Below are 25,221 nucleotides of genomic sequence, written 5' to 3' on the forward strand. Positions count from 1 at the left end.
TTCATATCAGACCGCTACCAGCACGACGGCGCCGATTACCAGCACGGCACCAGCAGCCATCGAGGCGGCGTACCAACGCAGTTGACCGGTCTCGGTACGGCTCAGGGCGGTGTGGCCGCCTTTGGCCATACGCGGGATCAGACCGATGGTCTGGTCCAGCGGGTCTTTGCGCAGGATGTGGTTGATCGCCAGGTACGGCTTGACGAACAGTTTGTCGTAGATCCAGTCGAAGCCCCAGGCAGCGAACCACCAGGCCGAGAGGATACGGCCGATGCCGCTGTTGGCGATGGCGGTGACGAAGCGACGCTTGCCGAGGAACAGCAGCGCGGACAGCAGGATACCGGCCAGGGCGATGGCGCCCGAGGCGATTTCCAGGCTGTGCTTGGCTTCGCCGCCGGCATGGCCGACGCTTTGCGGCAGTACGCCGTGCAACGGTGGAACGATCATCGCGCCGATGGCGGTGGACAATACGATCAGCACCGACAGTGGCAGCCAGTGGGCGATGCCGTGACCGGCGTGGGCTTCGGTCTTCGCTTCACCATGGAACGCGATGAAGATCAGGCGGAAGGTGTACAGCGAGGTCATGAATGCGCCGACCAGACCTGCGTAGAGCAGACCGTGGTTGCCGCTGGCGAACGCTTCCCAGAGGATTTCGTCCTTGGAGTAGAAGCCTGCGGTCACCAGAGGCAGGGCCGCCAGGGCCGCGCCACCGACGATGAAGCTGGCGTAGGCCAGTGGCAGTTTCTTCCACAGGCCGCCCATCTTGAAGATGTTCTGCTCGTGGTGGCAGGCAACGATTACCGAACCGGAAGCAAGGAACAGCAGGGCCTTGAAGAAGGCGTGGGTCATCAGGTGGAAGATCGCGCCGTCCCAGGCACCAACGCCCAGGGCCAGGAACATGTAGCCGATCTGGCTCATGGTCGAGTAGGCAAGGATACGCTTGATGTCGGTCTGGACCAGGGCTGCAAAACCCGCCAGAACCAGGGTCACACCGCCAACGATGCCCACCAGGTGCAGGATTTCCGGCGCCAGGGTGAACAGGCCGTGGGTACGGGCGATCAGGTAGACACCGGCGGTCACCATGGTCGCGGCGTGGATCAGTGCCGAAACCGGAGTAGGACCGGCCATCGCGTCCGCCAGCCAGGTTTGCAGCGGCAGTTGCGCGGATTTACCGACAGCGCCGCCCAGCAGCATCAGGGTGGCCATGACCATCCAGAAGTCGCCGGCCTGGAATTTCTGCGGAGCCAGCACCAGCAGTTCCTGAACGTTCAGCGTGCCCAGCTGGGCAAACAGAATGAACAGGCCGATGGCCATGAACACGTCACCGATACGGGTCACGATGAAGGCCTTGAGTGCGGCGTTACCGTTGTTGCGGTTGCTGTAGTAGAAACCGATCAACAGGTACGAGCACAGGCCCACGCCTTCCCAACCGAAGTACACGAACAGCAGGTTATCGGCCAGGACCAGGAACAGCATGCTGGCGATAAACAGGTTGGTGTAGGCGAAGAAGCGCGAGTAGCCGTCTTCACCGCGCATGTACCAGGACGCGAACAGGTGGATCAGGAAGCCGACGCCAACCACCACGCCGAGCATGGTCACCGACAGGCCGTCCAGGTACAGGGCGAAGGTCGGCGTGAAGCCTTCCACCGCCATCCATTGCCACAGCACCTGGGTGTAGTGGCCGCCTTCCGGCGGAGCCACGTTGAATTGCCAGATCACATAAGCCGCGACGATCGCCGACAGGCCAATGGAGCCGACGCCGATCAGCGCCGAGAGGTTTTCCGAGAGGCGTCCCCGGGAAAACGCCAGCAGCACAAAACCGATCAGAGGGAACAGGAAAGTCAGATAGAGAAGGTTCATCCGCGCATCTCACTGGCAGCGTCGATATCGAGCGTGTGGAAGCGGCGATACAGTTGCAGCAGGATCGCCAGGCCAATACTGGCCTCGGCGGCTGCCAGGCTGATCACCAGGATGAACATGATCTGTCCATCCGGCTGCGCCCAGCGGCTACCGGCAACGATGAACGCCAGGGCGGAGGCATTCATCATGACCTCCAGGCTCATCAGCACGAAGAGAATGTTGCGGCGGACCATCAGTCCGACCAGACCGAGGCAGAACAGGATGCCGGCGACCGCCAGACCATGCTCCATAGGGATAGCAGGCATCGTCATTGCTCCTTGGCTTCGTTACGGCCCAGATGGAACGCCGTGACGGCTGCGGCGAGCAGCAGCATCGAGGCGAGTTCGACCACCAGCAGGTAAGGACCGAACAGGCTGATGCCCACGGCCTTGGCGTCTACGGTGGTGTGGCCGACGGCCTGGCCGCTATGGTGGGAGAACAGCACATACAGCAGTTCTACCAGCAGCAGCGCGGCGAGGAGGACCGGGCCGCCCCAGATACCGGGCTTGAGCCAGACGCGCTCTTGCTGAACCGAGGCCGGGCCAAGGTTCAGCATCATCACCACGAACACGAACAGCACCATGATGGCGCCAGCGTAGGCGATCACTTCCAGTACACCGGCAAACGGTGCGCCGAGGGCGAAGAACGTCATCGCCACGGCGATCAGCGAAATGATCAGGTAGAGCAGGGCGTGCACAGGGTTGGTGTTGGTGATCACGCGAAGCGTGGACACCACAGCGATACCCGATGCGAAATAGAAAGCGAATTCCATCTTTCTTCCTTAAGGCAGCAAGCTCTTCACGTTGATCGGTTCGGCTTCATTCTGCGCGGAGCCTTTGGGCTTACCGGCAATCGCCATACCTGCAACACGATAGAAGTTGTAATCAGGGTTTTTGCCGGGGCCGGAGATCAGCAGATCTTCTTTCTCGTAAACCAGGTCCTGACGTTTGAACTCGGCCATTTCGAAATCCGGCGTCAGCTGGATCGCGGTGGTCGGGCAGGCTTCCTCGCAGAGGCCGCAAAAGATGCAGCGCGAGAAGTTGATGCGGAAGAAGTCCGGGTACCAGCGACCGTCTTCGGTTTCAGCTTTCTGCAGCGAGATGCAACCAACCGGGCACGCCACGGCACACAGGTTGCAGGCTACGCAACGCTCTTCGCCGTCGGGGTCGCGGGTCAGCACGATCCGGCCACGGAAGCGTGGCGGCAGGTACACCGCCTCTTCCGGATATTGCAGCGTGTCGCGCTTGCGGAAGGCATGGCCGAAGATCATCACCAGGCTGCGAAGCTGGGTGAAGAAGCCATGCACGATGTCAAAAATGTACTTCATGATTCTCTATCCTCACTGAGCCGCGACGGCGGGCGTGTTGAGCAACACGATCGCAGCGGTCACCAGCATGTTGACGAGGGTCAGCGGCAGGCAGAACTTCCAGCTGAAATCCATCACTTGGTCATACCGTGGGCGCGGAATCGAGGCGCGCAGCAGGATGAAGAACATGATGAAGAACGCGGTTTTCAACGCGAACCAGATGAACGGGATCTGCGGCAGAATGCCGAACGGACCGTGCCAGCCACCGAAGAACAAGGTCACCAGCAGCGCCGAGATCAGCACGATGCCGATGTACTCGCCGACGAAGAACATGCCCCATTTCATGCCGGCGTATTCAATGTGGTAACCGTCGGCCAGTTCCTGTTCCGCTTCCGGCTGGTCGAACGGGTGACGGTGAGTCACGGCGACGCCAGCGATGAAGAAGGTCAGGAAACCGAAGATCTGCGGAATGACGAACCACATATTCTGCGCCTGGTATTCAACGATGTCGCGCATGTTGAACGAGCCGGCCTGGATCACGATGCCCATCAGCGACAGGCCCATGAACACTTCGTACGACACGGTTTGCGCCGAGGCCCGCAAGCTGCCCAGCAGGGCGAACTTGTTGTTGCTCGACCAGCCGGCGAACAGCACCGCGTAGACTGACAGACCGGCCATCGCGAAGAAGAACAGGATGCCGATGTTGATATCCGCCACGCCCCAGGTCGGGGTGATCGGGATGATCGCGAAGGCAATCAGCAAGGCGCTCATGGCCACGACCGGTGCCAAAGTGAAGATCACTTTGTCGGCGAATGGCGGCGTCCAGTCCTCCTTGAAGAACATCTTGATCATGTCGGCCGCGATCTGGAACGCGCCGAACGGGCCGACGCGGTTCGGACCGTAACGGTCCTGCCAGAGGGCGAGCAAGCGACGCTCGACCCAACTGAGCAGGGCGCCGCAGATCACCACGGCGAGCAGAATCACCACGGCCTTGAGGACCGCGATGATCACGTCGATCACCTCAGGAGTGAACCAGGTCATTGAGCTGCCTCCTGCAGACCGTCAACGGATTTGCCAAAGATTGCTGGCGGAATGCCGGCGATGCCCGCAGGCAAGGCCACCAGACCGGCGCCCAGTTCTTCATTGATGCGCAGCGGCAGACGCAGGGTCTGGCCGGCCACGTTCAGGCTCAGCATGGCGCCGTCATTGACACCCAGGCGGTCGGCTTCGGACTTGGCCAGTGCGACGTAGGCAGCCGGAATGCGTTCCTGAACCGGAGCGGCTTTCGAAGAGTTCTCTTCGCTGCCGAACAGGTGGAAGAACGGCACGACCTGCCAGGTGCCCTGGGCCGGGTTGAACGCACGCGGAACGCTGGCGAACCAGTTCAGCGAGTCACCGCTGGTTTCGATCAGGCGAGTGCCCGGGTCGCCAGCGCGGATGTGACCACCGACTTCATCCTGGAACTTGTTCCAGGCTTGCGGCGAGTTCCAGCCCGGAGACCAGGCGAACGGCACTTGCTGACGCGGTTCGGCTGAACCCGAGTAACCTTCCATCGAGAAGGCGAACGCGGTGTCCTTGTCCTGCGGGGTACGCGGTTCGTGCACGCTGATGTCGGCGCGCATGGCGGTACGACCGGAATAGCGCAGCGGTTCACGGGCCAGTTTCATGCCCTTGATGCGGAACGCGGCGGACGGTGCGGCGTCGACAATGCGGTTCAGAATCGGAGTGCTGGAAGCGACAGCGGCGGTGACGTGGTCCAGTTGGGTCCAGTCGATCGGCTGGTTCAGCAGGGTGGCGCGCAGGGCATGCAGCCAGCGCCAGCCTTCGTGAACCAGGATGCTCGCGTCCAGGTACTTCGGATCGAAAACCTGGAAGAAGCGCTGGGCGCGACCTTCCTGGCTGACCAGGGTACCGTCGCCTTCAGCGAAGCTGGCGGCTGGCAGAACCAGGTGCGCGCGATCGCTGGTGGCGGTCTTCTGGTGGTCGGCGACGATCAGCACTTTCGCGGCGGTCAGCGCGGCATCGACCTTGGCCTTGTCGGTACGGGTGTACAGATCGTTTTCCAGCACGACAATGGCGTCAGCCTTACCGTCGATCACGGCTTGCAGCGCGGCGTCGACCGACTCGCCACCGAGCATGGCCAGGCCGAGGCTGTTGGCCTCTGGCACGATCAGGCTGATGGAACCGTTCTTCTCGCGCTGCTTCAGGGCCTTGGCGATGTTCGCGGCCGCTTCGATCAGGGCTTTGGAGCCCAGGGAAGTACCGGCGATGATCAGTGGACGCTTGGCCGCGAGCAGGGCGTCGGCAATGCGCTTGGCCAGCTCAAGGGCTTCAGCGTCCAGGCCTTCTACGGCTGGAGCGCTGGCATCGAGGGCGTGAGCCACGGCGAAACCGATGCGGGCCAGGTCATCGGGAGCTGCGTGAACGCATTCTTCGGCGATGTCGTCGAGCTTGGTTTCAGCCAGGCAGGCGATGAACAGCGGGTTCAGCGCGTGCTGGCCGATGTTCTTCACCGCGGCGTCGAGCCAAGGCTGAACGCGCATGGCATCGGCCATGTCTTCGGCCTTGCCCTTGACCGATTGACGCAAGGACAGGGCCATGCGTGCAGCAGTCTGGGTCAGGTCTTCACCGAGGACGAACACGGCGTCGTGGTCTTCGATGTCGCGCATGTTCGGGACTGGCAGCGGGCTGTCTTTGAGCACTTGCAGGACCAGGCGGATGCGCTCCAGTTCGGACGCTTCGATACCCGAGTAGAAGTGCTCGGCACCGACCAGTTCGCGCAATGCGTAGTTGCTTTCGAGGCTGGCGCGAGGCGAACCGATACCGACGATGTTGCGGCCACGCAGCAGGTCGGCGGCTTTATCCAGCGCTTCGTCGAGGCTTAGCTTGGCGCCGCCCGCCAGCAGTGGCTGACGCGGGCGGTCTTCGCGGTTGACGTAGCCATAGCCGAAACGGCCACGGTCGCACAGGAAGTACTGGTTCACCGAGCCGTTGAAACGGTTTTCGATGCGACGCAGTTCGCCGTAACGCTCGCCCGGGGAAATGTTGCAACCGCTGGAGCAGCCATGGCAGATGCTCGGCGAGAACTGCATGTCCCACTTGCGGTTGTAGCGCTCGGAGTGAGTCTTGTCGGTGAACACACCGGTCGGGCAGACCTCGGTGAGGTTGCCGGAGAACTCGCTTTCCAGCACGCCATCTTCAACGCGACCGAAGTACACGTTGTCGTGGGCGCCGTACACACCGAGGTCGGTGCCGCCGGCATAGTCCTTGTAGAAGCGCACGCAGCGGTAGCAAGCGATGCAGCGGTTCATTTCGTGGGAAATGAACGGGCCCAGTTGCTGGTTCTGGTGAGTACGCTTGGTGAAGCGGTAACGGCGCTCGTTGTGGCCGGTCATTACCGTCATGTCTTGCAGGTGGCAGTGACCGCCTTCTTCACAGACCGGGCAGTCGTGAGGGTGGTTGGTCATCAGCCATTCAACAACACTGGCGCGGAACGCCTTGGACTCTTCATCTTCGATGGAGATCCAGGTGTTGTCGGTGGCAGGCGTCATGCAGGACATCACGATACGACCACGGGTGTCGTTCTCGTCGGTGTACTGCTTGACCGCGCACTGGCGGCAAGCGCCAACGCTGCCAAGGGCAGGGTGCCAGCAGAAATAAGGAATATCGAGGCCTAGCGACAGACATGCCTGTAACAGGTTGTCTGCCCCATCGACTTCGAGCTCTTTGCCGTCTACGTGGATAGTGGCCATGGTTCAAAGTTCTTCGTTGGCCCGGTGTCAGCGGGCGTGGCTAATGGAATCTTGTTATCCGTGTGAATCAACACAGCCGTTAAAGGCGTCATCACACGAAAAGCGAAGGGCACGGACCCTTCGCCTTTTTTAAGCGTTTACGCGCCGACCAGGATCGGCCTTGCCAGAGGCGGGACGGTGGCGCTGACAGGCGCGATACCGGCTTCGAACTCATGGCGGAAGTATTTGATTGCGCTGCCCAACGGCTCCACGGCGCCCGGTGCGTGAGCACAGAAGGTCTTGCCTGGGCCGAGGAAGCCGACCAGACCCAGCAGGGTCTCGATGTCGCCTGGCTGGCCTTCACCGTTCTCGATGGCCATCAGGAGCTTGACGCTCCATGGCAAGCCGTCGCGGCAAGGGGTGCAGAAGCCACAGGATTCGCGAGCGAAGAACTGCTCCATGTTGCGCAGCAAGGACACCATGTTGACGCTGTCGTCCACCGCCATGGCCAGGCCGGTACCCATACGGGTGCCCACTTTGGCGATGCCGCCGGCGTACATTTGTGCGTCCAGGTGTTCCGGCAACAGGAAGCCGGTACCGGCGCCGCCAGGCTGCCAGCACTTGAGCTTGTAACCGTCGCGCATGCCACCGGCGTAGTCTTCGAACAGCTCGCGACCGGTCACGCCGAACGGCAGTTCCCACAGGCCCGGGTTCTTGACCTTGCCGGAGAAGCCCATGAGCTTGGTGCCCATGTCTTCGCTACCTTCGCGAGCCAACGATTTGTACCAGTCCACGCCGTCGGCAATGATCGCCGGCACGTTGCACAGGGTTTCGACGTTGTTCACGCAGGTCGGCTTGCCCCACACGCCAACGGCGGCGGGGAAGGGCGGCTTGGAGCGCGGGTTGGCGCGGCGACCTTCGAGGGAGTTGATCAACGCGGTTTCTTCACCGCAGATGTAACGCCCGGCGCCGGTGTGGACGAACAGCTCGAAATCGAAGCCGCTGCCCAGGATGTTCTTGCCCAGCAGGCCTGCTGCCTTGGCTTCTTCCACTGCACGGTTGAGGTGCCTGGCGGCGGTGGTGTATTCGCCACGCAGGAAGATGTAGCCACGGTAGGTTTTCAGTGCGCGGGCACTGATCAGCATGCCTTCGATCAGCAGATGGGGCAGTTGCTCCATCAGCATGCGGTCTTTCCAGGTGTTCGGCTCCATTTCATCCGCGTTGCACAGCAGGTAGCGGATGTTGATGGATTCGTCCTTTGGCATCAGGCCCCACTTCACGCCAGTGGGGAAGCCTGCACCGCCGCGACCCTTGAGGCCGGAATCCTTCACGGTCTGGACGATGTCGTCCTGGGCCATGTCGGCGAAGGCCTTGCGTGCAGCGGCGTAACCGTTCTTCGCCTGGTACTCGTCGAGCCATACGGCTTCGCCGTCGTCACGCAGACGCCAGGTGAGCGGGTGAGTCTCGGCCGAACGCTTGATGCGGTTGGCTGGACCGAAGGAAGTCAGGGTCATACGTAGCCCTCGAGCAATTTGGCAACGCCTGCTGGCTGCACATCACCGAAAGTGTCGTCGTCGATCATCAACGCCGGCGCCTTGTCGCAGTTGCCGAGGCAGCAGACCGGCAGCAGGGTGAAACGACCGTCGGCGGTGGTCTGACCCAGGCCGATGCCCAGCTTGCTCTGGATTTCGCTGACCACGGACTCGTGGCCACCGATGTAGCAGACCATGCTGTCGCAGACGCGAATGATGTGACGGCCCACTGGCTGACGGAAGATCTGGCTATAGAACGTCGCCACACCTTCAACGTCGCTGGCCGGGATGCCGAGGATCTCGCCGATGGCGTACAGGGCGCCGTCCGGCACCCAGCCACGTTCCTTCTGGACGATCTTCAGGGCTTCGATCGACGCCGCGCGCGGGTCTTCGTAGTGATGCAACTCGTGCTCGATGGCCGAGCGCTCGGTTTCGCTCAGGGCGAAACGGTCTGTCTGGATAAGCGTGCTGTTCATGCTTAGCGGTCCACGTCGGCCATAACGAAATCGATACTACCCAGGTACGCAATCAAGTCCGCGACCATGCTGCCTTTGATCACCGAAGGGATCTGCTGCAGGTGCGGGAAGCTTGGGGTACGAATCCGGGTGCGGTAGCTCATGGTGCCGCCATCGCTCGTCAGGTAATAACTGTTGATGCCCTTGGTCGCTTCGATCATCTGGAAGGATTCGTTGGCCGGCATGACCGGGCCCCACGAAACTTGCAGGAAGTGCGTGATCAGGGTTTCGATGTGCTGCAGGGTGCGCTCTTTCGGCGGCGGCGTGGTCAGCGGGTGATCCGCCTTGTACGGGCCTTCCGGCATGTTGCGCAGGCACTGGTCGATGATCCTGATGCTCTGGCGCATCTCTTCGACACGCACGATGCAGCGGTCGTAGGCATCGCCATTGGCGGCCAGCGGCACTTCGAATTCGAAGTTCTCGTAGCCCGAGTACGGGCGCGCTTTACGCAGGTCGAAATCGCAACCGGTCGAACGCAGGCCGGCACCGGTGACACCCCATTCCAGGGCCTCTTTGGTGTTGTAGTCGGCGACGCCGATGGTCCGGCCACGCAGGATGCTGTTGTCCAGTGCGGCTTTCTGGTATTCGTCCAGACGCTTGGGCATCCACTCGACGAAGTCCTTGACCAGTTTTTCCCAGCCGCGCGGCAGGTCGTGGGCGACACCACCGATGCGGTACCAGGCCGGGTGCAGGCGGAAACCGGTAATCGCCTCGATCACCGTGTACGCGCGCTGGCGATCGGTGAAGGTGAAGAACACCGGAGTCATGGCGCCGACGTCCTGAATGTAGGTACCCAGGAACAGCAGGTGGCTGGTGATCCGGAAGAACTCGGCCATCATGATGCGGATGACGTCGACCTTCTCGGGCACCTTGATACCGGCCAGCTTCTCGACCGAGAGCACGTACGGCAGGTTGTTCATCACGCCGCCGAGGTAGTCGATACGGTCGGTGTACGGGATGAAGCTGTGCCAGGACTGACGCTCGGCCATCTTCTCGGCACCACGGTGGTGGTAACCGACGTCCGGTACGCAGTCAACGATCTCTTCGCCGTCCAGCTGCAGGATGATGCGGAACGCACCGTGCGCGGACGGGTGGTTCGGGCCGAGGTTGAGGAACATGTAGTCCTCGTTCGGGCCGGAACGCTTCATGCCCCAGTCTTCAGGCTTGAAGCGCGCGGACTCTTCCTCGAGCTGTTGCTTGGCCAGGTTCAGGGTGAACGGGTCGAACTCGGTGGCGCGGGCAGGGAAGTCCTTGCGCAGCGGGTGACCTTCCCAGGTCGGCGGCATCATGATGCGCGACAGGTGCGGGTGGCCTTTGAAGTCGATGCCGAACATGTCCCAGACTTCACGCTCGTACCAGTTGGCGTTGGGCCAGATGCTGGTGACGGTCGGCAGGCTGAGGTCGCTCTCGGACAAGGCGACCTTGATCATTACGTCACTATTACGTTCGATCGACATCAAGTGATAGAACACGGAGAAGTCGACGCCGTTCGGCAGCCCTTGACGCTTGGTGCGCAGACGCTCGTCCACGCCGTGCAGGTCATAGAGCATGACGTACGGCTTGGGCAGGTTACGCAGGAAGGTCAGGACTTCGACGAGTTTGGCACGGGCAACCCAAAGCACCGGCATGCCGGTGCGGGTAGGCTGGGCGGTGAACGCCTCCGGGCCAAAACGGTTGTTCAGTTCGACGACCACATCCTGGTCGTCTGCCTTGTAAGGCGGGATGTACAGAGCACTGCCTGTAGTCATGGTTATTTATCGCTTTCGGTCAACGTAAAGAATGAAGCCAGCTTCTCGTTTCTTTGAAACAGCAGATCTGGATCAGACTTCGTCGGGGCTGCGCAGGTTGGTTACCTGAATACGCTGTTCGCGGCGCTTTTCCTTTTCGGAAGGCATCTCGGCGCGATACACGCCTTGATCGCCAACGACCCAGGAAAGTGGGCGACGCTCCTGGCCAATCGACTCCTGCAACAGCATCAAGCCTTGCAGGAAAGCTTCAGGGCGGGGCGGGCAGCCAGGCACGTAGACGTCCACGGGCAGGAACTTGTCCACCCCTTGAACGACGGAGTAGATGTCGTACATGCCACCGGAGTTGGCGCACGAACCCATGGAGATGACCCATTTGGGTTCGAGCATTTGCTCGTAGAGACGCTGAATGATCGGCGCCATCTTGATGAAGCAGGTACCGGCGATAACCATGAAATCCGCCTGACGCGGCGATGCCCGGATAACCTCGGCGCCAAAGCGCGCGATGTCGTGGGGCGCCGTGAAGGCGGTGGTCATTTCCACGTAGCAGCACGAAAGACCGAAGTTATACGGCCACAGGGAGTTCTTGCGCCCCCAGTTGATCGTGCCGTTAAGCACGTCTTCGAGCTTGCCCATGAAAATGTTTTTGTGGACTTGATCTTCTAACGGATCGGAAACGGTTTCCCGCTGGCCAATCGGATACTGCTCGTTAGGAGCATCGGGGTCGATCCTGGTGAGATTGTATTGCATTGCCAAAGCCTCATTGTTTCAGCTTCGCTTGCCGCTTGCGCCGAGCTTCCGGAGCCCAGTCAAGGGCGCCCACTCGGAATAGGTAGACAAGGCCTGCCAACAGAATTGCTATGAAAACGAGAGCTTCGACGAATCCGGTCCAGCCGCTTTCGCGGACGGACACAGACCATGCAAAGAGAAAGAGGGCTTCGATATCGAAGATCACGAAGAGCATCGCGACCAGATAGAATTTGGCTGAGAGCCGCAAGCGGGCGCCACCTGTAGGTAGCATGCCGGACTCGAACGGTTCGTTTTTGCTGCGGCCCCAGGCTTTTGACCCGAGTAGGCTGGAGACACCGAGCATGAAGGCGCAGAGGCCGACGACGCCTAGAAGGAAAATGGCAAAGCCCCAGTTATGGGCCATGAGTCCTGTCGCTTCGGGCATGCTGGTAATCCTTAACAGAGAGCAAGGGTCTCTGAGCTTGAAAAGAAACAAAAGCAGTGACGATATGTCGCAGCAATCAATCCTGCTGATTTTATGGCTAAACACCCGGCAAGTAAAATTCCTATAGCGAAATTATTTATAGGAATAAGGACATAGCACGCTTAAAACCCCCTGCAGGCCTTGCGCCTTGGGCATTGGGTGGCATTTCGTCAATTATGTTTTGTAGGGAATGTAACGAACATAGTTGCTGATAAATGATAATCAATATTATTTGGCGCGGTTTTTAAACTGCTTGTCCTGCGGATACTCGGGAAGTTGTCTTATATGGGCGTTACTGCAAGTAGCGGCGGTGTGCGTTTTAGCGGATTTTTCTGACAGTCGTAGCGCTCTGGATCAATGTTTTCAGATCGCCGCTTTCCCTGTAGGAGCGAGCCTGCTCGCGATGGTGGTCAACGATGACGCCGGGGGGCCTGAAACCCCACGGCGTCCTCAGGTTCATCGCGAGCAGGCTCGCTCCTACAGAGGGGTGCTCATTGAATCGCAGGCAAAAAAAACGCCCCGAACCAGTCGGGGCGTCAGATGTGCAGCGCTGCGGTTAGCTTTCTATCGGGTCCGCAGCGGCTGATATCTCAGTCGAAGCGGATCAGTGGAACTGTTCTTCTTCAGTCGAACCGGTCAGTGCGGTCACCGAAGACGAGCCACCCTGGATCACGGTGGTCATGTCGTCGAAGTAGCCGGTGCCCACTTCCTGCTGGTGAGCCACGAAGGTGTAACCCTTGGCGGCGTCAGCGAATTCCTGCTCTTGCAGCTTCACGTAGGCAGTCATGTCGTTGCGGGCGTAGTCGTGCGCCAGGTTGAACATGCTGTGCCACATGTTGTGAATGCCGGCCAGGGTAATGAACTGGTGCTTGTAGCCCATGGCGGACAGTTCGCGCTGGAACTTGGCGATGGTCGCGTCGTCCAGGTTTTTCTTCCAGTTGAAGGAAGGCGAGCAGTTGTAAGACAGCAGTTGGTCCGGGTATTCCTTCTTGATCGCTTCGGCAAAGCGACGGGCTTCGTCCAGATCCGGCTTGGCGGTTTCGCACCAGATCAGGTCGGCGTACGGAGCGTAAGCCAGGCCGCGGGCGATCGCCTGGTCCAGGCCGGCGCGCACTTTGTAGAAGCCTTCCTGGGTACGTTCGCCAGTCACGAATGGCTGGTCGTACGGGTCGCAGTCGGAAGTCAGCAGGTCAGCAGCGTTAGCGTCGGTACGGGCCAGGATGATGGTCGGAGTACCGGCAACGTCGGCTGCCAGACGGGCAGCGGTCAGCTTCTGTACGGCTTCCTGGGTAGGAACCAGTACCTTGCCGCCCATGTGGCCGCATTTCTTCACGGAAGCCAGTTGGTCTTCGAAGTGAACGCCGGCGGCGCCTGCTTCGATCATGCTCTTCATCAGCTCGTAAGCGTTCAGTACGCCGCCGAAACCGGCTTCGGCGTCAGCCACGATTGGTGCGAAGTAGTCGATGTAGCCAGCGTCGCCCGGGTTCTTGCCGGCTTTCCACTGGATCTGGTCAGCACGACGGAACGAGTTGTTGATGCGCTTGACCACGGTTGGAACCGAGTCCACCGGGTACAGTGACTGGTCCGGGTACATCGATTCGGCGGAGTTGTTGTCCGCAGCCACTTGCCAGCCCGACAGGTAGATCGCCTGGATACCGGCTTTTACTTGTTGTACAGCCTGGCCGCCGGTCAGGGCGCCCATGCAGTTGACGAAGTCTTTCTCAGGACGGAAGGCTGGCTTGGCACCCTGGGTGACCAGGTTCCACAGCTTCTCGGCGCCCATTTTTGCAAAGGTGTGCTCAGGTTGAACCGAGCCACGCAGGCGGACGACGTCAGCAGCGGAGTAAGTGCGTGTCACGCCTTTCCAGCGCGGGTTTTCAGCCCAGTCTTTTTCGAGGGCTGCAATTTGCTGTTCGCGTGTCAGTGCCATGGGAGATAAACCTCGTCGCGTCTTTATGAAAAGTTGTTCTGCGGTGGAAAATTCCTGCGCTCGCTGACCAGAAGCTTAAGCGGTCAAGTCGGATTCGGCGGGGAGGGCGACGGGATGAACGATGGGCTCGAGGGGAAGTGAGCAGGTAAAGGCGAACTGCGGGCGCATTCGGGCGTCGTGGGCCTTGGTACGAACATCAGTGTGCTGCCGGGTTACCTAATTACGCTTCCGTCCCTCGGGACAACTTCGTTCCAGTCGACAACCTCGTCAAACACACCTTGTGGGCGGTACAGACACGAAGCGGTTCGCGGGGGTAGGTTGCGAACGTCGCCTCGAAGGCCCTTGCCAGGGCCCCTGATTAGCGGGAGCGAGGCCATCATGCCTTCGCTTTTTTGGCTCGTCAAACGTTTTGTAGTGCTTTTTTTCAGGCACTACATCTTTGGTCTAATACGACTCGCCAGTCAGCTTTTGGTGCTTTAGTCCAGGGTGTCGACTTTCACCCGCAAAGTCATGTCGTTGCGGCTCTGGGTCGAGTAGCTGCGGGTAAGGCCCTGTTTGTCGGCCTGGGTCTGGCCATTGACCCCGGCCAGCAGGATCCACTCACCGAGGTGACCGGTGACGGTTGTGTCGGTGCTTTGCACGTTCACTACATCGGGACGTTCCTGGCTCATGCGGTCACGGTTGGTACTGATCGACAGGTGAACGATGTCGCCGGTGACGTTTGCCGTGACGTAGAAACCCTGGGTGACATTGCGATACTCAGTCTGGCTGCTGTAACCGCCATAGGAGTCGTTCTGGCTGCTGGTGATCGGTACGCTCTGGCCGACCTGGATCAACGCCGGTGCGCCTTCGCTGGCCTGGACTTGCTGGATGCCGCCGTCGCGGCTATCGGTGCTGTAGTTGATGATGCGGGTCTGGCTGGGCTTGGCGCCGTTCACCGAGTAACCCTGGTCGCCCTGGAAGTTGTTGTCGCTGGTGTCGACGGTGATCAGCAGGCGCTTGGGCGCCGTATCGAGTTGCGAAAGAAGGGCTTTAAGTTCGTCGATCTTGCGCTGATCGGCGTTGACGATCAGTTGATTGCCATAGGCGCTGACCTGGCCATCCTTGCCGATGAAGTCCTGTGCTACCGGCAACAGGTCGGCGCTGGTGTGGTAGTTCAGGGGCACGATTTCGGTGGCTGCCATGGCCGAAAAGCTGCAGGCCACCAGCAAGGTGCTGAGCAGGGTGCGTAGGGACATATCCGTTATCTCCGCGTTCTAAAGGCTTGATATTGCCACTTTGTCGGCCTGGGGTTTGTAGGAGCGAGCTTGCTCGCGATGGTCTTGAGAGCGCTGCGGGGTGTCAGACTTCCAGCATCATCGTTCACGTCCATCGCGAGCAAGCTCGCTCCTACAGATGCAGGTGTTGATATTGCCAGTTTGTCGGCCTGGAGTGGCGCTAGTTGAATCCTAGACAGCAAAACGCCCCGGCATCCGAAGATGGCGGGGCGCTTTGTGGTGTTTGCATGCAGCTTTTGTGGCGAGGGGGCTTGCCCCCGTTGGGCTGCGAAGCGGCCCCAAAATTCAACTGACTTCATGATTTTGTGAGTGCTGCGCACTCAAACGGGGGCAAGCCCCCTCGCCACAAGGTATCAGGCCGAATGGCGAACCATGTCCACATGCGGAATCCCGGCTTCCAGGAACTCCTCACTGACCATGTGAAAGCCCAGGCGCTCATAGAACGCCGTGGCTTGTACCTGGGCGCTGAGCATCTGCTGCTTCAATCCGCGCGCTTCGGCTTCGCCAATCACCGCCTGCATCAACGCATCGCCGACCTTCAGACCGCGCCAGTCCTTGAGCACCGACACCCGACCGATGTGGCCGTCAGGCAGCAGGCGGGCGGTGCCAATTGGAAAGTCGCCTTCGAACGCGAGGAAGTGCACAGCCGTTGCGTCATCGGCATCCCATTCCAGCTCAGGTGGAACGCACTGCTCGGCGACAAACACCGTTTCACGAATGCGCCGGATCTCGGCGTTGTCCTTTTGCCAGTCTGCGACACGTACGTGAATCTTATTCATCGGCAAACCCCAGGCTTCCTTGCTTGACCAGTTCGCACAACAGGCCGCGGCCGTCTTCGTCGCTCAACCATTCGCCGAGGTTGTCGGCGTGCAGTGCATCGGCGGCGCAGATCATCTTCAGCAGCTCGCGCAGTTTGCCCGGCAGATAACGGCTCTGGCCGCTGGCGAACAGCAGCAGGTCGTCGTCGACTTCGGACCAGGCCAGGCGTGCGCTCGGGTTGCGAATCAGGATCGCGCCTTGCTCCAGTTCGTTCATGATGTCGTCTTCTTCGACCTCCTCCGGGCCCACTACCAGTTCCGGGTAGCGTGGCTCGGTCATGAACTGGCCGAACCAGGTCAGCAGCAGGCGCTCGTCGCTCATGTGCTCGGCCAGCAGGCCTTTCAAGCGGTCGAGTGCATCGCGCTGGATCTGGTGGGGATCGGCTGTCGGCACGGCGTCGGCGTCGGTGTAGCGTTCTTCGTCCGACAGGAACTGGCTGAGGAAGTCAGTGAAGTGGGTCAGCACTTCAGCGGCGCTCGGCGCGCGGAAACCGACCGAGTAGGTCATGCAGTCATCAACGGCGACGCCACAATGGGCCAGGCGTGGCGGCAGGTAGAGCATGTCGCCCGGTTCCAGTACCCATTCGTCGGTCGCTTCGAATTCGGCGAGGATGCGCAGGTCGGCGTGGGCCAGCAGCGGGCTTTCGGTGTTGCACATCTGGCCGATCTTCCAGTTGCGCTTGCCGTGGCCTTGCAGCAGGAATACGTCGTAGTTGTCGAAGTGCGGACCAACGCTGCCACCCGGTGCGGCGTAGCTGATCATCACGTCGTCGATGCGCCAGCTCGGCAGAAAGCGGAAGTTTTCCAGCAGTTCGCTGACTTCCGGGACGAACTGATCCACGGCCTGAACCAGCAGGGTCCATTCGCGTTCCGGCAATTTGCTGAATTCGTCTTCGGCGAACGGACCTCGACGCAATTCCCAAGGGCGCTCGCCGTGCTCGATGATCAGGCGCGATTCGACTTCTTCTTCCAGCGCCAGGCCGGCCAGTTCGTCGGCGTCGATCGGGCTTTCGAAATCAGGAATCGCCTGACGGATCAACAGCGGCTTTTTCTGCCAGTAGTCGCGCAGGAATTCCCGCGCCGTGATGCCGCCCAGAAGTTGAAGAGGAATATCAGGATTCATGTGTAACCTATTGAAAAAATGCACTTTTCAGACGGGAATAAAAACGCCCGGCGCGGCCGGGCGTCTTAAAAGGGTCTAGCGGTCGATCAGATGCGTCTGGCTTGCTCTACAGCGTTACCGATGTAGTTCGCCGGGGTGAGCAATTTCAGCTCGGCCTTGGCGGCGGCTGGCATGTCCAGGCCGTCGATGAAAGTCTGCAGCGCTTCAGGGCTGATGCCCTTGCCGCGAGTCAGTTCTTTCAGTTTTTCGTACGGGTTTTCGATGTTGTAGCGACGCATCACGGTCTGGATCGGCTCGGCCAATACTTCCCAGCACGCGTCCAGGTCAGCGGCAATCTTCTGCTCGTTGAGCTCCAGTTTGCTGATGCCCTTGAGGCTGGCTTCGTAGGCGATCACGCTGTGGGCGAAGCCGACACCGAGGTTGCGCAGTACGGTGGAGTCGGTCAGGTCGCGCTGCCAGCGGGAGATCGGCAGCTTGCTCGCCAGGTGCTGGAACAGTGCGTTGGCGATACCCAGGTTGCCTTCGGAGTTTTCGAAGTCGATCGGGTTGACCTTGTGCGGCATGGTCGACGAGCCGATTTCGCCAGCGATGGTGCGCTGTTTGAAATAACCCAGGGAGATGTAGCCCCAGATGTCGCGGTCGAAGTCGATCAGGATGGTGTTGAAGCGCGCGATCGCGTCGAACAGCTCTGCGATGTAGTCGTGCGGCTCGATTTGCGTGGTGTACGGGTTGAAGCCCAGGCCCAGTTCGTCTTCGATGAAGGCGCGGGCGTTGGCTTCCCAGTCGATCTCAGGGTAGGCCGACAGGTGGGCGTTGTAGTTGCCGACAGCGCCGTTGATCTTGCCCAGCAGCGGAACGGCAGCGACTTGAGCGATCTGGCGCTCCAGACGGTAAACCACGTTCGCCAGCTCTTTGCCCAGGGTGGTCGGCGAGGCCGGTTGACCGTGGGTGCGCGACAGCATCGGCACGTCGGCGAAGCGGATGGCCAGTTCGCGGATGGCATTGGCGGTCTGGCGCATCAGCGGCAGCATCACGTCATCACGGCCTTCGCGCAGCATCAGGGCGTGGGACAGGTTGTTGATGTCCTCGCTGGTGCAGGCAAAGTGGATGAATTCGCTGACCTTGGCCAGCTCCGGCAGCTTGGCCGCTTGCTCTTTGAGCAGGTATTCGATGGCTTTGACGTCGTGGTTGGTGGTGCGCTCGATCTCTTTGACGCGCTCGGCGTGCTCCAGAGAGAAGTTTTCCGCCAGGGTGTTGAGCACAGCGTTGGCTTCGGCGGAGAACGCCGGCACTTCGCTGATGGCAGGGTGAGCGGCCAGGCGCTGGAGCCAGCGCACTTCAACCAGGACGCGGGCACGGATCAGGCCGTACTCGCTGAAAATTGGGCGCAGGGCCTGGGTTTTGCCGGCGTAGCGGCCGTCAACAGGGGAAACCGCAGTGAGCGAAGAGAGCTGCATGGGGTGTTCTCGGACAGTCGGGCAACGAAATGGGGCGCGTATCATACATGAAAAAATCCGCCGGTCCGTCGCCAACTGACCGGCGTATTACGCGTATTGCTAAGTTCGGTTCTGTCGACGCGGGTTATTCGTTACGCATCAACGGGTAAAGCTCTTTCAGCAATTTGCGGCGGCTGATCACCAGCTGCCAGCGATGACCGCCCAATTGCCGCCACAGGCGTGCCGAGCGGATGCCGGCCAGCAGCAGGGCACGAATTTTCGAGGCATTGCTCGGTTGTTGCAGGTTGCGCATGTCGCCGTGCACCTGGATGCGCTGGCGCAGGGTGCTCAGGGTGTCCTGATACAACGCGCCGCAGGCGGCGATCACGTTTTCGTGGGCAGGGCCGAAGTGTTCGACCTGGGACTGAATCTGCGGCAAACGCTTGCCGATCACCTCAAGCATGTCGCCACGTTTTGCCAGTTGGCGCTCAAGACCGAGCATGGCCAGGGCATAGCGCAGCGGCTCGCGCTGCAGGGCGCTCGGGTCGCGCTCCAGGGCGCCGATCAGTGCGCGATAGCCTTCGCGCAGGTTGATATCGTCGCCACCGTAGACTTCCAGGGTGTCCTTGGGGTCGCGGATCAGCAGGCTGCCGAGCATGCAGGTCAGGCCGGCCTCGTTGGTCTGGCCGCTCTTGGCAATCCTGTCCACCAGCACCGCGGCGAGAAACACGCCGCCCAGTGCTGTCAGTTGCTCCTGAATCGGGTTCATAGGGCCTGGCCCTTGCTCGTCCATGGTTCCGCTATTTCGATCACGCCACCACCGAGGCAGATTTCACCGTCATAGAACACCACGGACTGACCCGGAGTGACCGCGCGCTGCGGGTCATCGAAGGTTGCGCGATAACCCGTGGCGGTTTTTTCCAGGGTGCACGGCTGGTCGCTCTGGCGATAACGAACCTTGGCAGTCAGCTTGCGTGGCTGGCTCAGGTCGATCGGGTTGACCCAGTAGATGTCGGAGGCGAGCAGGGCGCGGGAGAACAGCCACGGGTGATCGTTACCCTGGCCGACGATTAGTTCGTTGTGTTCCAGGTCCTTGATCAGCACGTACCACGGCTCATCGCTGGCATCTTTCAGTCCGCCAATGCCCAGGCCCTGGCGCTGGCCGATGGTGTGATACATCAGGCCGTGGTGACGGCCGATGATTTCGCCTTCGGTGGTCTTGATCTCACCCGGCTGCGCTGGCAGGTACTGCTTGAGGAAGTCGCTGAAGCGGCGCTCGCCGATAAAGCAGATCCCGGTGGAATCCTTTTTCTTCGCGGTCGCCAGCTCGTATTTCTCGGCAATGGCGCGCACTTGCGGTTTTTCCAGCTCGCCGACCGGGAACAGGGTCTTGGCGATCTGCTCACCACCCACGGCGTGCAGGAAGTAGCTCTGGTCCTTGTTCGGGTCCAGGCCCTTGAGCAGTTCGGTACGCCCGTCGATGTCGCGGCGACGCACGTAGTGACCGGTGGCGATCAGGTCGGCGCCGAGCATCATGGCGTAGTCGAGGAACGCCTTGAACTTGATTTCGCGGTTGCACAGGATGTCCGGGTTCGGCGTGCGTCCGGCCTTGTATTCGGCCAGGAAATGCTCGAACACGTTGTCCCAGTATTCGGCGGCGAAGTTGGCGGTGTGCAGCTTGATGCCAATCTTGTCGCACACGGCCTGGGCGTCCGCCAGGTCATCCATGGCGGTGCAGTACTCCGTTCCATCGTCTTCTTCCCAGTTCTTCATGAACAGGCCTTCCACCTCATAGCCCTGCTCGATCAGCAGGAGGGCGGAAACGGAAGAGTCCACGCCGCCGGACATGCCGACAATGACGCGCTTCTTTTGTGTGTCAGAAGGGGCTGGATCACGCATAGGGATTCAATGAGTGTCTTGAAAAAGGACGCGATTCTAACAGGCTGGAGCCTGCATGGCTAAAGAGAAGGACGGATCAATTCGAGGCCGAAGTGAATGCCTGCCAGATAGTCATCGATGCAGCGGATGATCAGCTCGCTGCGCCAGTTGTCGCGTTGTTCGATTAATTCTTCGCGGGTCAACCACTTGGCGCCGACGATGCCGTCGTCCAGTTGATAATCCGCGTGGTGTTTGAGCGGTTTGGCGATGAAGCAGACCCGCTGGTAGGTCACGCCGTTGCTCGGGGCGGTGTAGAGGTAAATGCCCAGTACGCCGGTCGGTTCGACGTCCCAGCCGGTTTCCTCGAGGGTTTCGCGGATGGCGGCTTCGATCAGGGTTTCGTTCGGATCGAGATGGCCGGCGGGCTGGTTGAGCACCGTTCGTCCGTGTTTCGATTCTTCGACCATCAGGAAGCGACCGTTGTCTTCGACGATGGTGGCGACGGTGATATGGGGTTTCCAGTCCATGAAAGTACCTCGATTTATAGTGGGGTGTAGCAGCTGCCGAGCACCGCGAGGCTGCGTTCGGCTGCGAAGCAGTCGTAAACCCTGAGCGCACGATCTGCCTGACACACCGCACAATCTGATTTTACGACGGCTGCGCCGCCGAACGCAGCCTCGCGGTGCTCGTCAGCTGCTACAAGGGTTGCGCACGCCAGAAGCAGAAACCCCGGCACTAGGCCGGGGCTTCTTTGCATCCTTACAACCTTAAACCAGCGCAGCGACAGCCGCGTTGAAGGTTGCGCTCGGGCGCATGGCCTTGCTGATCAGCTCGGCGTCGGCGTGGTAGTAACCGCCGATGTCCACTGGCTTGCCCTGGACAGCGTTGAGTTCGGCAACGATGGTTGCCTCGTTCTCGGTCAGGGTCTTGGCCAGGGTCGCGAACTGTGCTTGCAGTGCAGTGTCTTCGGTCTGGGCAGCCAGGGCTTGAGCCCAGTACAGCGCCAGGTAGAAGTGGCTGCCGCGGTTGTCGATGTTGCCGACTTTGCGCGATGGCGACTTGTTGTTGTCCAGGAACTGGCCGGTGGCCTGATCCAGGGTCTTGGCCAGAACCAGCGCCTTTGGATTGTTGTAGGTTACGCCCAGGTGTTCCAGGGACGCCGCCAGGGCCAGGAACTCACCCAGCGAATCCCAGCGCAGGAAGTTTTCTTCCAGCAACTGCTGAACGTGCTTCGGTGCCGAACCGCCGGCGCCGGTTTCGAACAGCCCGCCGCCGTTCATCAGCGGAACGATCGACAGCATCTTGGCGCTGGTGCCCAGTTCCATGATCGGGAACAAGTCGGTCAGGTAGTCGCGCAGTACGTTGCCGGTCACCGAGATGGTGTCTTTACCTTCGCGGGTGCGCTGCAGGGTGTACTTCATGGCGTCGACTGGCGACATGATCTGGATGTCCAGGCCGGCAGTGTCGTGATCCTTCAGGTAAGCCTGAACTTTCTCGATCACCACGCCATCGTGGGCGCGCATCGGGTCCAGCCAGAAAATCGCCGGGGTGCTGCTGGCGCGAGCACGGTTGACGGCCAGTTTGACCCAGTCCTGGATCGGCGCGTCTTTGGTCTGGCACATGCGGAAGATGTCGCCGGCTTCAACCGACTGCTCCAGCAGCAGGTTGCCCTTGCTGTCGGTGACGCGAACAACGCCGTCAGCCTTGATCTGGAAGGTCTTGTCGTGGGAGCCGTACTCTTCGGCTTTCTTCGCCATCAGGCCAACGTTTGGCACGCTGCCCATGGTGGTCGGATCGAATGCGCCGTTGGCCTTGCAGTCTTCGATCACTGCCTGGTAGATGGTCGCGTAGCAGCGATCCGGGATCACGGCCTTGGTGTCGTGCAGCTGGCCGTCGGTGCCCCACATCTTGCCGGAGTCACGGATCATGGCTGGCATCGAAGCGTCGACGATGACGTCGCTCGGCACGTGCAGGTTGGTGATGCCTTTGTCGGAGTTGACCATCGCCAGGGAAGGGCGAGCGGCGTAGACCGCCTGAATGTCAGCTTCGATGGCCGCTTGCTGTTCGGCAGGCAGGGCCTTGATGCGCGCATACAGGTCGCCGATGCCGTTGTTCAGGTTGAAGCCGATCTGTGCCAGTACGTCAGCGTGCCTGGCCAGTGCGTCTTTATAGAACTCGGCAACGATCTGGCCGAACATGATCGGGTCGGAGACCTTCATCATGGTGGCTTTCAAGTGAACCGACAGCAGTACGCCTTGTGCCTTGGCGTCTTCGATTTCTGCGGCGATGAAGCTGCGCAGGGCGTTTTTGCTCATGACCGCGCAATCGAGGATCTCACCGGCTTGTACGCTGGTCTTTTCTTTCAGGACGGTGGCGGTGCCGTCTTGAGCGATCAGTTCGATTTTCACGGCGTCAGCGGCGTCGATCAGGGCAGCTTTTTCGCTGCCATAGAAATCGCCGGTGCTCATGTGCGCGACGTGGGACTTGGAGTCCTTGGCCCAGGCGCCCATTTTGTGCGGGTGCTTGCGCGCATAGTTCTTGACCGACAGCGGAGCGCGGCGGTCGGAGTTGCCTTCGCGCAGAACCGGGTTCACAGCACTGCCCTTGACCTTGTCGTAGCGCGCCTTGGCTTCTTTGTCGGCGTCGCAGGTCACGGTTTCCGGGTAGTCCGGCAGGTTGTAGCCCTGGGCTTGCAGTTCTTTGATTGCGGCTTGCAGTTGTGGAACCGAGGCGCTGATGTTCGGCAGCTTGATGATGTTGGCTTCAGGCGTAACGGCCAGGGCGCCCAGTTCGGCGAGGTGGTCGGCTACGGCTTTGTCACCCAGTTGCTCGGGGAAGCTGGCCAGGATGCGCCCTGCAAGAGAGATATCGCGGGTTTCAACGGCGATATCAGCCGAGGCGGTGAACGCCTCTACGATAGGCAACAGTGAATAGGTGGCGAGGGCAGGAGCTTCGTCGGTGAAGGTATAGATGATCTTCGAGCGGGTGGGCATATTCGGATTAACTCTCTCTTCTTTGCTAAAGCGTGCGCAGAAACTCGAGGGCGCCGGGTAAGCGCGTTCGTTCAAAGTCATCCATGAGCCGAATATCGAGGTTTCGTTGCTGTGATGTTGGGTGCATCAGTAGGGCGTCAAGCAGTCGGGCTGCGGTAACAGACCGGCTTATCAGGCGTAAACACTCATCGTAGAGCTGTTTCGCCCGTCGTGACCCTTTAGTCAGCGGCGGCATTATACATAGGTAGCTGGCAATCTGCCGATGGTTCATACGCAACGAATGTCGTCCATTGGTCTAAAGGTCGCAGGCGCGAGCAGGGCGTAGGGTCATTCGTCGTGCTTGAGTTTGGCGCTTTTCCCTTTGCTTTCAGGCTTGTAGCTCGCGAGTTGCAAGGCTTTGCGGCAGATGGATGGAACATAGGGTTTGCGCGCCGATTCAACTGGGTTACGCTCGAACCAAGCCAGATGTTCAATCCAATCAATGGAGTTCAGCATGGGTTACAAGAAGATTCAGGTTCCAGCCGTCGGCGACAAAATCACCGTCAATGCAGACCATTCTCTCAATGTTCCTAATAACCCGATCATCCCCTTCATCGAAGGCGACGGCATTGGTGTCGACATCAGCCCGGTCATGATCAAGGTTGTCGATGCTGCTGTTAAGAAGGCTTATGGTGGCGAGCGCAAGATTTCCTGGATGGAAGTGTACGCCGGGGAGAAAGCGACTCAGGTTTACGATCAGGACACCTGGCTGCCTCAGGAAACCCTGGACGCGGTCAAGGATTACGTGGTTTCCATCAAGGGCCCGCTGACCACCCCGGTCGGTGGCGGCATCCGTTCCCTGAACGTGGCCCTGCGTCAGCAACTCGACCTGTACGTCTGCCTGCGTCCGGTGCGCTGGTTCGAAGGCGTGCCTAGCCCGGTCAAGAAGCCAGGCGATGTCGACATGACCATCTTCCGCGAGAACTCCGAAGACATCTACGCCGGCATCGAGTGGAAGGCCGGTACGCCGGAAGCCACCAAGGTCATCAAGTTCCTCAAGGAAGAAATGGGCGTTACCAAGATCCGTTTCGACGAGAACTGCGGTATCGGCGTCAAGCCGGTGTCCCTGCAGGGCACCAAGCGTCTGGCACGCAAGGCCCTGCAATATGTGGTCGACAACGATCGCGATTCGCTGACCATCGTGCACAAAGGCAACATCATGAAGTTCACCGAGGGTGCCTTCAAGGAATGGGCCTACGAAGTGGCGGCTGAGGAATTCGGCGCGACCCTGCTGGACGGCGGTCCGTGGATGCAGTTCAAGAACCCGAAAACCGGCAAGAATGTCATCGTCAAGGATGCCATCGCCGACGCCATGCTCCAGCAGATCCTGCTGCGCCCGGCCGAGTACGATGTGATCGCGACCCTGAACCTGAACGGCGATTACCTCTCCGACGCCCTGGCGGCGGAAGTGGGCGGTATCGGTATTGCGCCGGGCGCCAACCTGTCCGACACCGTGGCCATGTTCGAAGCTACCCACGGTACTGCACCGAAGTACGCCGGCAAGGACCAGGTCAACCCGGGTTCGCTGATCCTGTCCGCTGAAATGATGCTGCGCCACATGGGCTGGACCGAAGCGGCCGACCTGATCATCAAGGGCACCAACGGCGCGATTTCCGCCAAGACCGTGACCTATGACTTCGAGCGTCTGATGGAGGGTGCGAAGCTGGTTTCGTCTTCCGGCTTCGGTGATGCGCTGATCTCGCACATGTAAGAATACGCAGGCACATGAAAACCGCCTGATTCAAGAAGTTGAGTCAGGCGGTTTTTTTATGACTGGATGACGCGG

22 protein-coding genes are annotated in these 25,221 nt (G+C 60.3%); 1 reads left to right on the top strand and 21 read right to left on the bottom strand.

Translation table 11 applies throughout. The annotated features are described in order from the left end of the window. Positions 1-6: 6 nt before the first annotated feature. The 21 genes from nuoL to ACEN8Z_RS12690 all read right to left on the bottom strand — a co-directional run bounded on the left by nuoL (position 7) and on the right by ACEN8Z_RS12690 (position 23,891). Positions 7-1,860: an NADH-quinone oxidoreductase subunit L gene (nuoL, locus tag ACEN8Z_RS12590; protein ID WP_495597856.1), complete on the bottom strand. Its 1,854-nt coding sequence runs from the start codon at positions 1,858-1,860 to the stop codon at positions 7-9. Then, positions 1,857-2,165 (bottom strand): NADH-quinone oxidoreductase subunit NuoK, encoded by a 309-nt coding sequence (gene nuoK / locus ACEN8Z_RS12595; protein WP_007946416.1) that lies wholly within the window; start codon positions 2,163-2,165, stop codon positions 1,857-1,859. Before nuoK ends, nuoL begins: the two co-directional genes overlap by 4 nt. Positions 2,166-2,167: 2 nt before the next feature. Next, on the bottom strand, positions 2,168-2,671 hold the full coding sequence (gene nuoJ / locus ACEN8Z_RS12600) for an NADH-quinone oxidoreductase subunit J (protein WP_007981266.1): 504 nt from the start codon (positions 2,669-2,671) through the stop codon (positions 2,168-2,170). A 9-nt stretch (positions 2,672-2,680) separates the two neighbouring features. After that, positions 2,681-3,226: an NADH-quinone oxidoreductase subunit NuoI gene (nuoI, locus tag ACEN8Z_RS12605; protein WP_007981268.1), complete on the bottom strand. Its 546-nt coding sequence runs from the start codon at positions 3,224-3,226 to the stop codon at positions 2,681-2,683. Between the two features lie 12 nt (positions 3,227-3,238). Further along, the gene (nuoH, locus tag ACEN8Z_RS12610) at positions 3,239-4,246 is read right to left on the bottom strand and encodes an NADH-quinone oxidoreductase subunit NuoH (RefSeq protein WP_007981269.1); all 1,008 of its coding nucleotides are present in this window, start codon (positions 4,244-4,246) and stop codon (positions 3,239-3,241) included. Further along, a complete protein-coding gene (gene nuoG / locus ACEN8Z_RS12615; protein WP_495597857.1) occupies positions 4,243-6,957 on the bottom strand; it encodes an NADH-quinone oxidoreductase subunit NuoG in 2,715 nt (904 codons plus the stop codon). The genes nuoH and nuoG overlap by 4 nt, the downstream gene beginning before the upstream one ends. Before the next feature lie 137 nt (positions 6,958-7,094). Further along, a complete protein-coding gene (gene nuoF, locus ACEN8Z_RS12620; RefSeq protein WP_007993847.1) occupies positions 7,095-8,450 on the bottom strand; it encodes an NADH-quinone oxidoreductase subunit NuoF in 1,356 nt (451 codons plus the stop codon). Further along, complete coding sequence (nuoE, locus tag ACEN8Z_RS12625; RefSeq protein ID WP_007970445.1) at positions 8,447-8,944, bottom strand: NADH-quinone oxidoreductase subunit NuoE; 498 nt, start codon at positions 8,942-8,944, stop codon at positions 8,447-8,449. The genes nuoF and nuoE overlap by 4 nt, the downstream gene beginning before the upstream one ends. A gap of 2 nt (positions 8,945-8,946) precedes the next feature. Further along, positions 8,947-10,731 (bottom strand): NADH-quinone oxidoreductase subunit C/D, encoded by a 1,785-nt coding sequence (gene nuoC, locus ACEN8Z_RS12630; RefSeq protein ID WP_007981273.1) that lies wholly within the window; start codon positions 10,729-10,731, stop codon positions 8,947-8,949. 72 nt (positions 10,732-10,803) lie between these two features. Further along, entirely contained in the window at positions 10,804-11,478 is a 675-nt protein-coding gene (locus ACEN8Z_RS12635) for a NuoB/complex I 20 kDa subunit family protein (RefSeq protein WP_007970441.1), read from the bottom strand. 10 nt (positions 11,479-11,488) lie between these two features. Then, positions 11,489-11,902 carry an NADH-quinone oxidoreductase subunit A gene (locus ACEN8Z_RS12640; protein WP_003223812.1) on the bottom strand — a complete coding sequence of 138 codons (414 nt, stop codon included), beginning with the start codon at positions 11,900-11,902 and terminating at the stop codon, positions 11,489-11,491. Positions 11,903-12,545: 643 nt separating this feature from the next. Then, complete coding sequence (gene aceA, locus ACEN8Z_RS12645; RefSeq protein ID WP_007970439.1) at positions 12,546-13,871, bottom strand: isocitrate lyase; 1,326 nt, start codon at positions 13,869-13,871, stop codon at positions 12,546-12,548. 476 nt (positions 13,872-14,347) lie between these two features. Beyond that, a complete protein-coding gene (locus ACEN8Z_RS12650; protein WP_495597858.1) occupies positions 14,348-15,109 on the bottom strand; it encodes a secretin N-terminal domain-containing protein in 762 nt (253 codons plus the stop codon). Positions 15,110-15,501: 392 nt separating this feature from the next. Then, on the bottom strand, positions 15,502-15,927 hold the full coding sequence (locus ACEN8Z_RS12655; protein WP_495597859.1) for a GNAT family N-acetyltransferase: 426 nt from the start codon (positions 15,925-15,927) through the stop codon (positions 15,502-15,504). After that, a complete protein-coding gene (locus ACEN8Z_RS12660; RefSeq protein ID WP_442099831.1) occupies positions 15,920-17,089 on the bottom strand; it encodes a ribosomal protein uL16 3-hydroxylase in 1,170 nt (389 codons plus the stop codon). Before ACEN8Z_RS12660 ends, ACEN8Z_RS12655 begins: the two co-directional genes overlap by 8 nt. Before the next feature lie 86 nt (positions 17,090-17,175). Then, on the bottom strand, positions 17,176-18,546 hold the full coding sequence (purB, locus tag ACEN8Z_RS12665) for an adenylosuccinate lyase (RefSeq protein ID WP_007981277.1): 1,371 nt from the start codon (positions 18,544-18,546) through the stop codon (positions 17,176-17,178). A gap of 124 nt (positions 18,547-18,670) precedes the next feature. Then, complete coding sequence (gene hflD, locus ACEN8Z_RS12670) at positions 18,671-19,294, bottom strand: high frequency lysogenization protein HflD (RefSeq protein ID WP_104447781.1); 624 nt, start codon at positions 19,292-19,294, stop codon at positions 18,671-18,673. Continuing rightward, entirely contained in the window at positions 19,291-20,424 is a 1,134-nt protein-coding gene (gene mnmA / locus ACEN8Z_RS12675; protein ID WP_277529954.1) for a tRNA 2-thiouridine(34) synthase MnmA, read from the bottom strand. Before mnmA ends, hflD begins: the two co-directional genes overlap by 4 nt. Positions 20,425-20,483: 59 nt before the next feature. Continuing rightward, positions 20,484-20,930, bottom strand: coding sequence for an NUDIX hydrolase (locus tag ACEN8Z_RS12680; RefSeq protein ID WP_495597860.1), 447 nt, complete (start codon positions 20,928-20,930; stop codon positions 20,484-20,486). 240 nt (positions 20,931-21,170) lie between these two features. Further along, entirely contained in the window at positions 21,171-23,396 is a 2,226-nt protein-coding gene (locus tag ACEN8Z_RS12685) for an NADP-dependent isocitrate dehydrogenase (protein WP_495597861.1), read from the bottom strand. Positions 23,397-23,723: 327 nt separating this feature from the next. Further along, positions 23,724-23,891 carry a hypothetical protein gene (locus ACEN8Z_RS12690; RefSeq protein ID WP_177318805.1) on the bottom strand — a complete coding sequence of 56 codons (168 nt, stop codon included), beginning with the start codon at positions 23,889-23,891 and terminating at the stop codon, positions 23,724-23,726. On the opposite strand from ACEN8Z_RS12690, the gene icd reads away from it, so the two are divergent. Continuing rightward, positions 23,890-25,146, top strand: coding sequence for an NADP-dependent isocitrate dehydrogenase (icd, locus tag ACEN8Z_RS12695; RefSeq protein WP_007972065.1), 1,257 nt, complete (start codon positions 23,890-23,892; stop codon positions 25,144-25,146). The genes ACEN8Z_RS12690 and icd overlap by 2 nt on opposite strands. The last annotated feature ends 75 nt before the right edge of the window (positions 25,147-25,221 follow it).

It is taken from the genome of Pseudomonas sp. Pseusp10 (assembly GCF_059492225.1).